Here is a 13,333-nt window from a genome sequence, read left to right on the forward strand (position 1 = left end):
CTCACGTCATATGTTGCCGTAATGTTCCGGTCGCGGTAGGAGGCCGGAAAACAACGTACCGAGGCGGCGGCAGATGAAAAAAGAGTACGAGACGATCTTGGGGACGGTGACCTTCGCGGCGCTGCTCTGCCTTGGCTATGCCTATTACGCGCTTGGCGCGGCAACGGCCACGACGCACGCATTGCCGCTGGTGCTCCTCGGCTACGTTACGGTGCTGGTGCTGGTGTTCAAGGGGCTGGGCCTGTCGCTGACGCGCGCCCGGCGGCAGGAGCTGACCCGGCACGTGCAGGCCCACGCCCCGGCGCTCTCGCGCAACCTGCGGCTCGCGGTCAAGAAGAACGACTACAACCGGGTGATCGCCGACGAGCGGCACGAGACGGTGCTCGAGTTCCTCGAGAGCATCGAGTTGTCGTTCGACTACCATCGCATCGAGCCCGCGGTGGTCGACTACGTGCTGGACGAGATCGAGCGGATCGAGGGCGAGGCGCGCGACGGCGGTTTCGATGCCGAGGACTACCCGAGCGACCCCACCGAGTTCGAGCATTGGTGCGCGGCGCAGCTGCGGCATTTCGGATGGGACGCGGATGTCACCAAGCGTGGCTATGACCAGGGCATCGACATCGTGGCGCGCAAGGGCGCGCTGGTAGTCGGCCTGCAGGTGAAGCGCTACAACTCGCCGGTCGGCAACAAGGCCATCCAGGAAGCCTTTACCGGCAAGAACTACTATGGGCTGGCCGGGGCGGGTGTGCTGGCCACGGCCGGGTTCACGCCAAGTGCGCAGCGGCTGGCGGCGACCACCGGGGTGCTGCTGCTCAGCCCGCACGACCTGCCCGGCCTCGACCGCGAGTTCGGGGTCGAGAGTTTCACCGAGGCCTGGGCCATGTGACAGCCCGAGGCGCAGGCATTCGACCGCGCGCCCGCGCGCTCACTGCGGCTCGAAGTGCCGGTAGAAGTTGCGGAAGAAGCCGTCTGGCGAGAGCCATTCCTCCCAGATCTCGCGCATTCTGCGCTGCTGGTCGGCGAATTGCTCGGGGCTGAGCGCCGCGTGGTGGTCGACGAGGATCTGCCCGGCGTTCCGATGTTCGCTGAGCGGCACCCAGACAAGCTCCTTGGGCCAGTCGAGCAGGAAGTCATAGGGCAGGATGCAGTCGGTGTCGAAGAACAGCATCGGGCGTCCCGCGGCCATGATCTCGTAGAAGCGCAGCGAATAGTTCCCGATGCCGCGCACGCAGAGGCTGTAGTCGCTGTCGTGCAAATTGGTCAGGAAGTCACCGAGGGCGGTCTTGCGGGCCTCGGTCTTCTCGTCCGCGGTGGCCTTCTGGTCGGCCCCGGCAAAGAAATCCCCGCGCAGCACGAAGTTCGTGTCGACACCGGGATGGTCGAGCAGGATCTGGATCGCCTGCGCGCGCAGGAACTTGTAGCGGAAGTTTTCCCGCAGCGAGGCCGAATAGCCGGACATGCGCAGCTCGGAGAACCCCGGCAGCGAGGTGCGGGCAAACTGCACGAGGCGGGACTTGAGCTTGGGTTTCAGCACCTGGCCGCAGAAGCTGACCGAGGGGCGCTCCTGCTTCTCGCGCAGGGGCGCCGGGCCGTCGGTGTGATCGGGAATCCAGGCGGGCAGGCCGAACTCGTTCGGCGTCCTGTCCTTCTCGATGGTCGGGGTGAAGAGCAGCGCGTTGTCGGTCGGAAACTTGTAGTCGTAGTCGCGCTCGTGGAAGACGATGACCTGCTTTCCGGCCTCCGCCGCCTTCTGCGCGAAGCGCAGCGCGACCTCGGTGGTGCCGTCCGACAGGTAGCGGTGCCATGTGCTGGGCAGCACCGCGTAATCCGCCTCTGCCATCGTGTCGGTCATCTCGAAATAGCCGGCGCCATTGGTCTTGTACTTGTCGAAGGCGTTGGTACCCGCCGACCAGAAGGCCTGTTCGCCGTTGCCGAGAAACGGCAGCAGCATGGCGCAGTGCATGGGGTTGGCGGGAGAGGCGAAGGCCGGGTCGGAGTAAATCTTCAAGCGCATCAAAATGGATCCAATCGTAATGGTCGCACCGGGGTCCGCGCTAGGTCCGGGCGGGAACGCGAATGACTTTTCCCAATTTCTTGAGGCGCTTGGATCGGCGAAATGGCCGGCGCCCAGAAAAGCGTAGATAGCGCAGGCCGTATTGGCAAGTGTCACTTGACCCTGCGCGCCGCCGCGCAGGGGCGTGCGGAGGAAACGCCCTTTCAACTTGCGCCCGCCGCAGCGGCCTTGGCGGAGGGCAGGCCGCCGCTTTCTTGCAGATCACCGTTGCCGACGGGGCTGGCCGGCTCCGCAACGTCGCGACGCCACTGGGCGCAGGGGGCCGACAAATGCGGTTCCGGCGCGTGTGACCTCTGGTCATTGGCCGCAGGCTTGCTTTAGAGAGGGGGAAAATCTGCGGGAGAAGCGCGATGGACGATCTGGTCAATTCCTTCATGACAGGCCCCGACGAGAAGGGCCGTTTCGGCATCTACGGCGGGCGCTTCGTGTCCGAGACGCTGATGCCGCTGATCCTCGAACTCGAGGAACAGTACGAACGTGCCAAGACCGACCAGATCTTCTGGGACGAGATGGACTGGCTGTGGAAGCACTACGTCGGCCGCCCCTCGCCGCTCTACTACGCCGAGCGCCTCTCGGAGCACCTCGGCGGGGCCAAGGTCTACTTCAAGCGCGACGAGCTGAATCACACCGGCGCGCACAAGATCAACAACGTGCTGGGCCAGATCATCCTCGCCAAGCGCATGGGCAAGACCCGCATCATCGCCGAGACCGGTGCCGGCCAGCACGGCGTGGCCACGGCGACGGTCTGCGCCAAGTTCGGCCTGAAGTGCGTCGTCTACATGGGCGCGCATGACGTCGAGCGTCAGCAGCCCAACGTGTTCCGCATGCGCCTGCTGGGGGCCGAGGTGGTCCCGGTGACCTCTGGCCGCGGCACGCTGAAGGACGCGATGAACGACGCGCTGCGCGACTGGGTGACCAACGTGCGAGACACCTTTTACTGCATCGGCACGGTGGCTGGCCCGCACCCGTACCCGGCCATGGTTCGCGATTTCCAGTCGATCATCGGCAAGGAGACCAAGGAGCAGATCCTCGAGCAGGAGGGCCGTCTGCCCGACACGATCATCGCCGCCATCGGCGGTGGCTCGAACGCCATGGGCCTGTTCTACCCGTTCCTTGACGACAAGGACGTGAAGATCATCGGCGTCGAAGCCGGCGGCAAGGGCGTCAACGAGAAGATGGAGCATTGCGCTTCGCTCACCGGCGGTCGCCCCGGCGTGCTGCATGGCAACCGCACCTACCTGCTGCAGGACGACGACGGGCAGATCCTCGAGGGATTCTCGATTTCCGCCGGTCTCGACTACCCGGGCATCGGGCCGGAGCACGCCTGGCTGCATGACACCGGCCGCGCCGAATACGTGGCGATCACCGACAAGGAGGCGCTCGAGGCGTTCCAGCTGTCCTGCTCGACCGAGGGCATCATTCCAGCGCTGGAGCCCAGCCATGCGCTGGCCCACGTGATGAAGATCGCGCCCGGACTGCCCAAGGACCATATCATCGTCATGAACATGTGCGGCCGCGGCGACAAGGACATCTTCGCCGTAGCCAAGCACCTCGGCGTCGACATCAGCTGAGGGCTGCAAGCCATTGAAAGACCCGGGCGATGCGTCGTCCGGGTTTTCTAGTCTTCACGACGCCCCTTGCCCTCGCGGTTGCGCGCATAGCGATGGGCGAGCGGAAACTCCGGCAGCCAGGGCTCGCGCCTGACCGTCCAGTTCTCGTAGGTCGGGATCAGCTGCCCCGGTGCATCGAGCGTGCCGAAATGCAGCTCCACCTCGTCCCCATCGACAGCAAAGACGGATGAGCCGCAGAGCGGGCAGAAATGCCGCCCCCTGTAGCTGCGGGTCTCGCCGGCAATGACGACCGAGGCCTTCGGGAACATCGCGGCGGCATAGAACAGCGCGCCGTGGTGCTTGCGGCAGTCGAGGCAGTGGCAGAGGCCGGTGCGATAGGGCTGCCCCTCCGCCCGGATGCGGACCGCGCCGCAGAGGCATCCGCCTTGATAGGTGTCCATCCTCTCGCTCCAGACTGGTTGCATCGAGAAGGTATCTTCTGCGCGGCGCGGAACAAGGCCCGCCCTCTCGGCCCGGCGCTTTCGGGCGGCAAGCACGAGGGCCAAAAGGCAGATGTCCTTGGCAGGCCTGCAGCGCTCTGACCCGAAGGTCGCATCGCCGGGCCGCGCCCGACGCCGCGTGGCCCCGTCCCGATCTACGCCTAGCGCGCTCGGTGCATCGGCTGGAACACCGGCCCGTCGGGGGTCTGCGCATGATAGGCGGTGATCCCGAAGCCCCGCGCCAGCAGGTCGTCGGTCAGCACCTCTTCCGGCCGGCCATCCGCCAGCAGCCGCCCCCCGGCCAGCAGCACCAGTCGCGTGCAGTGCCGCGCCGCGAGGCCGATGTCATGCAGCGAGAGCAGCACGCCGTGCCCCTCGGCGGCAAGGGCGCCAAAAACCTCCATCGTGGCGATCTGATGCGCCGGGTCAAGCCCCGCGGTGGGCTCGTCGGCCATCAGCAGCGGCGTCTCCTGTGCCAGCGCACGGGCCAGCAGCGCGCGCGCCTGCTCGCCGCCGGAGAGGTTGGTGGAACGGCGTTTGCGCAGCCCCTCCAGGCCCATCTTGGTGATCGCCGCCTCGACCGGCGCAGGCGCATGATCGCCATGCGGCAGGCGGCCGAGCGCCACGAGATCCTCGACCCGCACCGGCCAGGCAATCTCGCGCGCCTGCGGCATCCAGGCGACGGCCTTGGCCCGCTGCTGCGGGGTGAGCCCGGCCAGGGAGCTTTTGCCGCCCGAGGGGATCAGTCCCAGAGCCGCGCGCATCAGGCTGGTCTTGCCTGCGCCGTTGGGGCCGATCAGGCCGACCACTTCCTGCGCGTGGATGTTCAGGGTGATGCCGGAGAACACCTCGCGGCCGCGGAGGGTTACGGCGAGGTCTTGAAGTGACAAAAGGCTCATGCCCGCTCCCCCCGGCTGCGCCAGACCAGATGCAGGAAGAAGGGCGCGCCGACCAGTGCGGTCAGCACTCCGAGCTTGAGATCGCGGTCCGGGGCGACCACCCGTACGGCGATATCCGCCGCCAGCAGCATGGCGGCCCCGCCCGCCGCCGAGACCCAAAGCAGCGGCCCGGGGCGCCCGCCCACGGAGCCGCGCAGCAGGTGCGGCACGACCAGCCCGACGAAGCCGATCGCCCCGGCGACCGCCGTGCCCGCGCCGACGACGCAGGCGGTGCCCAGCACCACCCGCAGCCGCAACCGCGAAAGGTCGATGCCCATCGAGGCGGCGGCATCCTCGCCCAGCGTCAGCGCGTCGAGCCCGCGCCCGACTCCGGCCAGCAGCAGAACGCCAAGAGCCATGAAGGGCAGCGCCAGCCAGACGTGCAGCACCGAGCGATCGGCGAGCGATCCCATCATCCAGAAGACGATCTCGCTGGCGGCGAAGGGATTGGGCGAGAGGTTCAGCACCAGCTGCGTCAGCGCGCCCGCCACCGCCGAGAGCGCCACCCCGGCGAGGATCAACGTCAGCGTCTCGGCGCGCGGCCCGGCGAGCACGACGAGGATCAGCACGGCGACCACCGCCCCGGCCAGCGCGCTCAGCGGCAGGGCCATCGCAAAGGCCGCGGAAAGGCCGGTCTGGATCGCCAGCACCGCCCCCAGCGCGGCGCTGGCCGAAACGCCCAGCAGGCCGGGCTCGGCCAGGGGGTTGCGCAGGTAGCCCTGCATCGCCGCCCCCGCCAGCCCCAGCGTGCCGCCGATCATGAGCGCCAGAAGCACCCGCGGCAGGCGGATCTCGCGCATCACCATGGGTAGCGGGCCGTCGCCGCCGAGGAACAGCGCGCGCAGGCTTTCGGGCAGCGTCACATCCGCCGGGCCGAGCGACAGCGACAGGGCCGCCAGCACCAGCACGAGCGGCAGCAGAAGCGCGAGGGCGCGGGTCATTCGGTCTCCGTTTCGATGTCTTTGCGGAAGGCCGCGAGGTCTTCGATGGCGCGCAGCACGAAGGGTGTGCCGCAGATCCAGTCGTTGCCTGTATTGGCGGTGGACGCATGTGCGGCGCGCAGGCGGCGGACCACGGGATGCATGAGGACCTCCTCGGAGCGCGAGGCGCCGGGGTAGGGTCGCGCGGTGATCAGCGCCTCTGGCGCGGCCATGGCGAGCGCCTCGAGAGGCAGCTGGCCGCCGCCGCGTGCCCCGGCAATATTCTCGAACCCGGCGGCCAGCAGGATTTCTCCCGCAAGCGTTTGGTCGCCGGTGGTATAGCCGTTTGCATAATAGAGCGCGGCAGAGGGGCGGCGGGCGACCTCTTCGCGCAGGGCAGCGAGGCGCGTTTCGAACGCGGTGATCAGCGCCTCGGCCTGCGCCTGCCGGCCCATCGCCGCGCCGAGCGTGCGGATCCGCGCGGGCACGTCCGCCAGCGCATAGGCCGGCTCCACCCGCAGCACCGGCGTGCCGAGCCGCTCGAGCATCTGCGCCGCCGCCTGCGCGGTGTAGCTGCCGACCACCACGAGGTCGGGCTGCATCAGCCAGACCTCCTCGGCCTGCCCGTGGTTGACCGGGTAGGCCATCGCCTCGGTGGCCATCGCCGAACTCATCGGGTCGCGGGCCAGTTTCGAGACCGAGACCAGTTGGCCGGGGGCCGCCAGCAGCATGGCGAGCTGGTCGGTGCAGAGGTTCATGGAAACGACGCGCGCTGGCATCGGGGGTGCCTCCTGCGCCGCGGCGGGGGACAGGCCCGGAGCCGCGAGCAGGGACAGCAGGACCAGCGCGCGCCGCAGCATCAGAAGCTCGCCCGAACGCCGAAATAGGCGGCGCGGTCCGAGGTGCCGTAGCCGGTCACCACCTGGTAGTCCTCGTCGAAGAGGTTCTCGACCCGCAGGTAGAGCTCGGCCTGGTCGGACAGGGCGTAGCGCAGGTTCATGTTGGCGACGGTGTAGTCGTCGAGAGACTCGGAGACATCCTCGAGCCCGGCGACGTGCTGCACGGTCAGGCCGGCACGGAAGGCATCGGTCACCTCGGCGTCGAGCGACAGCGACAGGTCGCGCAGCGGCACGCGCGACAGGCGGTCGCCGGTCTGGGCATCCTCGCTGTCGGTCCAGGTGTAGGCTCCGGCCAGTGCCAGCCGGTCGGTCAGATCCACGCCACCGGTCAGCTCCACGCCCTGGGTCCAGCTGGTGCCCTCGATCTGGTCGTAGGTGTAGGTCGCGTAGCTGTAGTCGATCAGGTCGGTGATCTCGGTGCGGAACAGCGTGGCGCCCACGTAGCCGGTGCCGAAGCGCTGCTCGACGCCCAGCTCGTAGCTGACCGAGGTCTCCGGCGTCAGATCGCTGTTGCCCGACCAGACGTCGTAGCGCTCGTAGAGCGAGGGCGCACGGAAGCCGGTGCCGACGCTGGCGCGCAGGGTGAGGTCCGGGGTCGGCAGGTAGGCCAGCGAGATGCGGCCGGTGGTCTTGCCGCCGTAGTCCGAATGGTCGTCGTGGCGCAGCACGGTCACCAGCTCGACGGCTTCGGACAGGTGCCAGTCCGCCTGTGCCCAGATCCCCAGCGTGTCCTGGTCGCCATCGGTGCCGCCGCTCTCGTAGCGCTCGCGCGTGGCGTCGGCGCCGAAGGTCAGCGTTGCCGCGGAAAGCTCCGCCTGGCCCTGGTAGCCGAGCGACCAGCGCCGGCCTTCGTAGGGGTACTCGAACGGACCCCAGGCGTTCGAGCCCGAGAGCTCGCGGTCGATCTGGTAGTATTGCGCCGAAATCTCGTGGCTGACCGCGCCGGTCTCGAGCCGGGCGAAGCCGCGGACCCCGTATTGCTCGCTGTCCGACAGCTCGTCATGGGTGTCGCCGTCGATGGGGCCGGCTTCGTCGTAGTCGCTGTCCGACGTCTGCCAGAAGGCCGCGCCGCCGACGGTGATCGTCTCGGTCAGTGCGTAATCGCCCGAGAAGCTGAGCCGGGTGGCCTCGTGACCGTCTTCCTCGCGGTTGCCGTCATCCTCGTCCGCTGCCGAGAAGCCGTCGGTATCGATGTAGCTGAGGGTCGAGGCGAAGCTGCCGCGCGCGCCGAGATAGCTGAGGTTGTAGCTCAGCTTGCGGGTGTTGTAGCTGCCGTATTCGGCGGCCACGTTCTGGCTCAGCCCCTCTTCGGTGGCGCGGTTGGTGGTGATGTTGATCACCCCGCCGATCGCCTCGGAGCCGTAGAGCGCCGATTGCGAGCCCTTCAGCACCTCGATGCGGCTGATGTCGGCGGTGGTCAGCGTGCCGAAGTCATACTGGATCTGCGGGCCGGAAGTGTCGGTGACGTCGATGCCGTCGATGTAGACGCCGACGTATTTGCTGGGCAGGCCGCGCACGCGCAGGTTGGCGGTGCTGCCGATGCCGCCGTTGGCGGTGACGCTGACGCCGGGCAGGCGCGTGAGGTAGTCGGCGAGCAGCGTCTCGCCGCTCTGCTCGAGGTCGTCCTTGGTCACCACTTCCACCGTCACGCCACTGCGCGAAAGCTCGGTGCTCTCGCCGCGGTTGGCGCTGAGGGTGAGCGTGCCCAGGTCGTAGCCGTCCTGCGCGAAGGCGCTGCCGCAGAGGCTGGCTGCCGTAAGGGCAGTCGCGGCCCGCAGGCCGAATAGGTCAGGTCGCTTCATCGTCCCTTCTCCGTTCTTGTATGTCGCCGGAAGGGAGTCCTCTTCCGCAGACGGTTAGCGTGATGCCACCTCTACGGAAGGTCCGTCGCCCGCGGCGCTCCCCGCGCCGGGACTGGGTGATCGGCTTCGGCAGGTCTCCTGACTCGCGGGTCATCGCTTGGCCGGGTCTTCCCGCCCGCGAGGGCAGTGACTTGGGTCCGGCGTCGCTCTCCGCCTACAGTTGCGGGGGCAGTCGCGGAGTTGGGCCGGGGCCCGCACCGCATTCCCTATTCACCGGGCGGCAGGCCGCCCGGAACCGAAGCAGGGACGGCATAGCGGCAAGCCGCGCGCCGCGCAACAATCAGAAACGGTCAGGCCGGGCAGGAAGGTGATGCGGGGATGGTCAGGGCCCGGCTCGGCGGGCGCTGCGCAGATGGGGCGCGAAGCCTTCGGCGGCGACCTCACCATGGATCCACTCCGAGAACTCGCGGATCATCGGATCCTGGGCGCGGGTCTCGGGATAGGCGATCGAGTAGATGACGAAGGGCATGACCACCGTGTCGAAGAGGCGGACCAGCCGGCCCTCGCGCAGCGTGCCCTGCACCACGGCGTCATAGGCCAGTGCCACCCCCTGTCCGCGTTCGGCCGCGGTGGTGGCCAGTTCGCAGTTGGGAAAGGTCGGCCCGCGCGGGAAGGTGGGCGGCGTCACGCCCGCGGCCTCGAACCAGCTGGCCCAGGCGTCCATCGTCTCGTCGTGCATGAGCGTCAGGCCGGCAAGGTCTTCGGGCTCGCAGACATTCGCGCGGTCGCGCAGCTCCGGGCTGATCACCGGGTAGCGCCCGGAACTCATCAGCGGGTCGGTGACCACGCCCGGGACCGGCGCGTCGGCCCATTGGATCACCACGTCGGCGTCATTCGCGGCAAAGTCCAGCGAGGGCGCGCCGTCGGACACCCGCAGCCGCACCCGCTCGCCGAAACTCAGCCGGTCGAGCCGAGGCACCAGCCAGCGTGCCGCGAAGCCCGGCGTCGAGAGCACCCGGAAACTCCGGTGACCTGCCTCGCGCACGGCGCGGGTGGCCTCGTCGAACGTGTCGAGCAGTTGCGTCATCCGGCCGGCGTAGCCGCGGCCGGTGAGCGTAAGCGCAAGCCGGTTGCCGCGGCGCTCGAACAGGGCAGTATCGAAATATTCCTCGAGCGCGCGGATCTGGTGACTGAGCGCGGAGGGGCTGAGGCAGAGCTCCTCGGCAGCGTCCTTGACGTTCAGATGCCGTGCCACCGCCTCGAAGGCGCGAACGGCCGCAAAGGGGGGAAGTTTTCGTGCCATTCGGCCAGGCTCCCGGTCTTCGCCGCGCCATGTGGCATTGCGGCGAAGGCGCACTCTAGCACATCGGCAGCGCGGGCCAAAATCACGGCGCGTCAGGTTCAAGGCGGGTCAGGCGATATCCGGCGACGATGCGACCGGGCTGAATTTGCTTCAGCCAAGCGTGAAAAAGGGCCATTCGGCCGCGCGGCCCCGGCCTGCTACCGTGGTTCCATTCAATGAAGGACTTGGAAGCAGGGAGAATTTTCATGCGCACATCTTTCCGCAATATGACCGCGGCCAATAGGGCGCTCGTCACCTGCGCGTTCGCCGCGATGTCGTGGCTGAGCGCTGCACCGGCTGGCGCGCAGACGTCCGGCCCGTCCGAACATGCCGGGCTCTCCGTCGAGATGCTGGCCGAGCTGCCGGCCGCGACGATGGAGGCGACAATCGGCCTGCCGGGATACGTGATGCGCATGCGCGCGATCGAGATCGCGCCTGGCGGGCAGATCGCCGAGCACGGGCACGCCGATCGGCCCGGCATCGTGACGGTGATCGAGGGCGCCTGGGTCGAAGGCCAGCCCGATGGCGAACAGACCTTCGAGGCCGCCGCCCTCGGCACGTTTCCCGAGAAAGAGGACACGGTGCACTGGGTCTACAACCGCAGCGATGCGCCCGCGATGGCGCTCGTCTGTGATATCGCCAAGGCAGAGGAATAAACGCGGAGTGCGAGGGCGCGGAACCTCCTCAGACCCCGCCCCGCGGGGTGTGCGCCAAGCCTCTTGCCCTTCTCCCGGGCGGCGCACACCTTCAAATCGCCACGTTTGGCAAATCGTGACATCCGGCAAATCGTGACTTCTGGCTAGGGGTCGCCGCCTGGCCGGGCCGGCGTTGGTGCGCGCCCGGGTCTACTGGAAGAAATACTGCGCGTAGATCGGCGCAGAGCCCGCGCCGAGCGCGCGGGCATTGGCGCCGACGCGGGCTTCTTCGGGACGGGGCGGTAGCATGCCGCGCGTGTCGAGTCTCTCCAGCGCCTGCCGGGTCCGTGCCACCACGCGGCTTCGCACCTCTGCCGGCATGGCGCCGTCGATCAGCGCCACCTCGAAGTCCAGCACCGAGCCGATCGAACGGATCGCATGGGCCAGGGCCTCGCCGGTGCGCGCGACCCAGGGGTCGATCTGCCGCTCGAAGGCGCGCCAGTCCTGCGGCTGGGTCCAAAGCGCGGTGGTGTCCAGCCCGTCCGCCGCGATGGCCGCTTCCAGCGGGTGCAGCGAGGCGGCGTCGATCAGCGGCAGCTCGCCGCCGCCGGGGGCGGGCACCCGCAACGAGCCGAAGGCCCCGGCGTTGTTCTGTGCGCCGACGGTGACGCTGGAGTTCAGAACCACGCCACCGCCGATGAAGGAGCCGATGAAGAAATACGCGTAGTCGGCGAACTCGCGGCCGCGGCCAAAGACATGCTCGGCGCGGCAGGCGGCGGTGCCGTCGTTCTCGGTGAAGAGCGGCAGCTCGCTGATCTTCGCCACTTCCTCCTGAACGTCGATCTGTGCCCAGATGCTGAAATCGATGGGCGCACCCAGCACCTCGGTCCAGCTCCAGATCTCCGAGGGCGCGGCGATGCCGATGCCGCAGAGCCGCTCGCGCTGGTAGGGCGAGAGCCGGCGCGAGAGGTCTTCCATGCCGCCCTCGAGGTAGCTGAAAATCTCGGCGGGCATCGGGTAGGGGTAGGTGGTCTGCGACGAGCCCAGCACCTCTCCCATCAGGTTCATCACCACGAGGTCTGCCGAGCGCCGGCCGATCTTCAGCCCGAAGGAGAGCGCGGCGTCGGGGTTCAGCGCCATCGGCACCGAGGGTTTGCCCACCCGCCCGCGGGTCGGTTCGCGACGCAGCAGGAACTCCTCGGCCTCGAGCTTGCGCAGGATGTTCGACACGGTCTGCGCCGAAAGCCCGGTGTGCTTGGCGATGTCGCTGCCGGGCAGGGCGCCGTGGCGCTGTATCATCGACAGGATGAGCCGCTCGTTGTGCGCCCGCACGCCAAGCTGGTTGGCGCCGTCGCTGAGCTTCCTGATCTCCTGCCCGATTTCCCGTATGTCCATCGCGTTTCCCCCGGCTGTGTCCCCGGTCCTGACGAGGAACAGACTACCTGCTCCAGTTAATAAATCAATTTTATTTATTTATTGACGCATCGTCAGATTCGCCCGTATCACAGTGGGCAATCCGTTGGAGGACGGAGGTTTCAGGGAGCGGCCCGCGCGCCGCCCCGGAATTCGATAGGGAGGAGGAGACCCCATGAAGAAGCTGATTTCCGTCAGCGCATTTGCGCTGCTCGCATCGACGGCCGGAGCCTACGCACAGGACGGCGGCAGTGCCTGCCTGATCACCAAGACGGACACCAACCCGTTCTTCGTGAAGATGCGCGAGGGCGCATCGGCCAAGGCCGAGGAGCTGGGCATGACCCTGAACTCCTACGCCGGCAAGGTGGACGGCGACAACGAGAGCCAGGTCAATGCGGTGGAGACCTGCATCGCCAACGGCGTGGACGGCATCCTGATCACCGCCTCCAGCACCTCGGCCATCGTGCCCTCGATCCAGCAGGCGCGCGACGCGGGGATCCTGGTGATTGCACTCGACACGCCGCTCGACCCGATCGACGCCGCCGACATGACCTTTGCCACTGACAACTTCCTGGCGGGTGAGCTGATCGGCCAATGGGCCGCGGCCAAGCTTGGCGATGCCGCGGCGGATGCGCGGGTGGCCTTCCTCGACCTGGACGTCAGCCAGCCTACCGTCGGCGTGCTGCGCGATCAGGGCTTCATGCAGGGCTTCGGCATCGACCTCGCCGACCCCAACAAGTGGGGCGACGAGGACGATAGCCGCATCGTCGGCCACGACGTGACCCAGGGCAACGAGGAGGGTGGGCGCAAGGCGATGGAAAACCTGCTCGCCACCGACCCGATGATCAACGTCGTCTACACGATCAACGAGCCCGCCGCCGCAGGCGCCTATGAGGCGCTGAAGGCCATCGGGCGCGAGAACGACGTGCTCATCGTCTCGGTCGATGGGGGCTGCCCCGGCGTGCAGAACATCGCCGACGGGGTGATCGGCGCGACCTCGCAGCAATACCCGCTGCTGATGGCGTCCAAGGGCATGGAGGCGATCGCGGCCTACGCCAAGGACGGCAGCAAGCCCGAGGCGACCGAGGGCAAGAACTTCTTCGACACCGGTGTGGCCCTAGTGACCGATCAGCCGGTCGAAGGCATCGACTCGATTTCTGTGGCAGAGGGCACGGACCTCTGCTGGGGCTGAGCCCCGCATTCCGGGCCCGCGCCGCGCAGCGGGGCGGGCCCATCTAGCACAACCGCAACCTGCGCGGG

The 13,333-nt window shown here is 68.0% G+C and carries 13 protein-coding genes and 1 riboswitch; of the genes, 4 read left to right on the forward strand and 9 right to left on the reverse strand.

All coding sequences use genetic code 11. The annotated features are described in order from the left end of the window. Nucleotides 1–73: 73 nt before the first annotated feature. Nucleotides 74–886 carry a restriction endonuclease gene (locus tag LC039_RS18460; RefSeq protein ID WP_226627203.1) on the forward strand — a complete coding sequence of 271 codons (813 nt, stop codon included), beginning with the start codon at nt 74–76 and terminating at the stop codon, nt 884–886. A gap of 39 nt (nt 887–925) precedes the next feature. Here LC039_RS18460 and LC039_RS18465 read toward each other — a convergent pair whose 3' ends face one another. Further along, nucleotides 926–2,014 carry a hypothetical protein gene (locus LC039_RS18465; RefSeq protein ID WP_226627205.1) on the reverse strand — a complete coding sequence of 363 codons (1,089 nt, stop codon included), beginning with the start codon at nt 2,012–2,014 and terminating at the stop codon, nt 926–928. Between the two features lie 410 nt (nt 2,015–2,424). Between LC039_RS18465 and trpB the strand changes: the two genes are divergently transcribed. Beyond that, nucleotides 2,425–3,645 (forward strand): tryptophan synthase subunit beta, encoded by a 1,221-nt coding sequence (gene trpB / locus LC039_RS18470; protein ID WP_226627207.1) that lies wholly within the window; start codon nt 2,425–2,427, stop codon nt 3,643–3,645. 47 nt (nt 3,646–3,692) lie between these two features. On the opposite strand, the gene LC039_RS18475 is transcribed toward trpB, so the two are convergent. The 7 genes from LC039_RS18475 to LC039_RS18505 all read right to left on the reverse strand — a co-directional run bounded on the left by LC039_RS18475 (nt 3,693) and on the right by LC039_RS18505 (nt 10,233). Further along, nucleotides 3,693–4,085 carry a GFA family protein gene (locus LC039_RS18475; RefSeq protein WP_226627208.1) on the reverse strand — a complete coding sequence of 131 codons (393 nt, stop codon included), beginning with the start codon at nt 4,083–4,085 and terminating at the stop codon, nt 3,693–3,695. Nucleotides 4,086–4,285: 200 nt separating this feature from the next. After that, nucleotides 4,286–5,023 (reverse strand): ABC transporter ATP-binding protein, encoded by a 738-nt coding sequence (locus LC039_RS18480; RefSeq protein WP_226627210.1) that lies wholly within the window; start codon nt 5,021–5,023, stop codon nt 4,286–4,288. Then, entirely contained in the window at nt 5,020–6,003 is a 984-nt protein-coding gene (locus tag LC039_RS18485) for a FecCD family ABC transporter permease (protein WP_226627211.1), read from the reverse strand. The genes LC039_RS18480 and LC039_RS18485 overlap by 4 nt, the downstream gene beginning before the upstream one ends. Beyond that, nucleotides 6,000–6,761, reverse strand: coding sequence for an ABC transporter substrate-binding protein (locus LC039_RS18490; RefSeq protein WP_226627213.1), 762 nt, complete (start codon nt 6,759–6,761; stop codon nt 6,000–6,002). Before LC039_RS18490 ends, LC039_RS18485 begins: the two co-directional genes overlap by 4 nt. 80 nt (nt 6,762–6,841) lie before the next feature. Then, the gene (locus tag LC039_RS18495; RefSeq protein WP_226627215.1) at nt 6,842–8,683 is read right to left on the reverse strand and encodes a TonB-dependent receptor plug domain-containing protein; all 1,842 of its coding nucleotides are present in this window, start codon (nt 8,681–8,683) and stop codon (nt 6,842–6,844) included. Nucleotides 8,684–8,793: 110 nt separating this feature from the next. Then, nucleotides 8,794–8,998: riboswitch (cobalamin riboswitch) on the reverse strand. A 67-nt stretch (nt 8,999–9,065) separates the two neighbouring features. Next, nucleotides 9,066–9,986 carry a LysR substrate-binding domain-containing protein gene (locus LC039_RS18500; RefSeq protein WP_226627216.1) on the reverse strand — a complete coding sequence of 307 codons (921 nt, stop codon included), beginning with the start codon at nt 9,984–9,986 and terminating at the stop codon, nt 9,066–9,068. An 82-nt stretch (nt 9,987–10,068) separates the two neighbouring features. Further along, nucleotides 10,069–10,233, reverse strand: coding sequence for a hypothetical protein (locus tag LC039_RS18505; RefSeq protein WP_226627218.1), 165 nt, complete (start codon nt 10,231–10,233; stop codon nt 10,069–10,071). Between LC039_RS18505 and LC039_RS18510 the strand changes: the two genes are divergently transcribed. Beyond that, complete coding sequence (locus LC039_RS18510; RefSeq protein ID WP_226627219.1) at nt 10,232–10,681, forward strand: cupin domain-containing protein; 450 nt, start codon at nt 10,232–10,234, stop codon at nt 10,679–10,681. The two genes, LC039_RS18505 and LC039_RS18510, sit on opposite strands and share 2 nt — an antisense overlap. Nucleotides 10,682–10,870: 189 nt before the next feature. On the opposite strand, the gene LC039_RS18515 is transcribed toward LC039_RS18510, so the two are convergent. Then, a complete protein-coding gene (locus LC039_RS18515) occupies nt 10,871–12,055 on the reverse strand; it encodes an ROK family transcriptional regulator (protein ID WP_226627220.1) in 1,185 nt (394 codons plus the stop codon). 193 nt (nt 12,056–12,248) lie between these two features. Between LC039_RS18515 and LC039_RS18520 the strand changes: the two genes are divergently transcribed. Further along, the gene (locus LC039_RS18520; RefSeq protein WP_226627222.1) at nt 12,249–13,265 is read left to right on the forward strand and encodes a sugar ABC transporter substrate-binding protein; all 1,017 of its coding nucleotides are present in this window, start codon (nt 12,249–12,251) and stop codon (nt 13,263–13,265) included. Nucleotides 13,266–13,333 lie beyond the last annotated feature (68 nt).

This window comes from Alloyangia pacifica (assembly GCF_020524285.1).
In the GTDB taxonomy this organism is placed as follows: Bacteria; Pseudomonadota; Alphaproteobacteria; order Rhodobacterales; family Rhodobacteraceae; genus Salipiger; species Salipiger pacificus_B.

What these genes read in the sequence shown, in the direction of transcription:
- LC039_RS18515 (WP_226627220.1), bottom strand. Translation starts at nt 12,055, where the DNA reads ATGGACATACGGGAAATCGGGCAGGAGATCAGGAAGCTCAGCGACGGC.
- LC039_RS18475 (WP_226627208.1), bottom strand. Translation starts at nt 4,085, where the DNA reads ATGGACACCTATCAAGGCGGATGCCTCTGCGGCGCGGTCCGCATCCGG.
- LC039_RS18500 (WP_226627216.1), bottom strand. Translation starts at nt 9,986, where the DNA reads ATGGCACGAAAACTTCCCCCCTTTGCGGCCGTTCGCGCCTTCGAGGCG.
- LC039_RS18510 (WP_226627219.1), top strand. Translation starts at nt 10,232, where the DNA reads ATGCGCACATCTTTCCGCAATATGACCGCGGCCAATAGGGCGCTCGTC.
- LC039_RS18490 (WP_226627213.1), bottom strand. Translation starts at nt 6,761, where the DNA reads ATGCCAGCGCGCGTCGTTTCCATGAACCTCTGCACCGACCAGCTCGCC.
- LC039_RS18505 (WP_226627218.1), bottom strand. Translation starts at nt 10,233, where the DNA reads ATGAAAATTCTCCCTGCTTCCAAGTCCTTCATTGAATGGAACCACGGT.
- LC039_RS18485 (WP_226627211.1), bottom strand. Translation starts at nt 6,003, where the DNA reads ATGACCCGCGCCCTCGCGCTTCTGCTGCCGCTCGTGCTGGTGCTGGCG.
- LC039_RS18460 (WP_226627203.1), top strand. Translation starts at nt 74, where the DNA reads ATGAAAAAAGAGTACGAGACGATCTTGGGGACGGTGACCTTCGCGGCG.
- trpB (WP_226627207.1), top strand. Translation starts at nt 2,425, where the DNA reads ATGGACGATCTGGTCAATTCCTTCATGACAGGCCCCGACGAGAAGGGC.
- LC039_RS18495 (WP_226627215.1), bottom strand. Translation starts at nt 8,683, where the DNA reads ATGAAGCGACCTGACCTATTCGGCCTGCGGGCCGCGACTGCCCTTACG.
- LC039_RS18520 (WP_226627222.1), top strand. Translation starts at nt 12,249, where the DNA reads ATGAAGAAGCTGATTTCCGTCAGCGCATTTGCGCTGCTCGCATCGACG.
- LC039_RS18465 (WP_226627205.1), bottom strand. Translation starts at nt 2,014, where the DNA reads ATGCGCTTGAAGATTTACTCCGACCCGGCCTTCGCCTCTCCCGCCAAC.
- LC039_RS18480 (WP_226627210.1), bottom strand. Translation starts at nt 5,023, where the DNA reads ATGAGCCTTTTGTCACTTCAAGACCTCGCCGTAACCCTCCGCGGCCGC.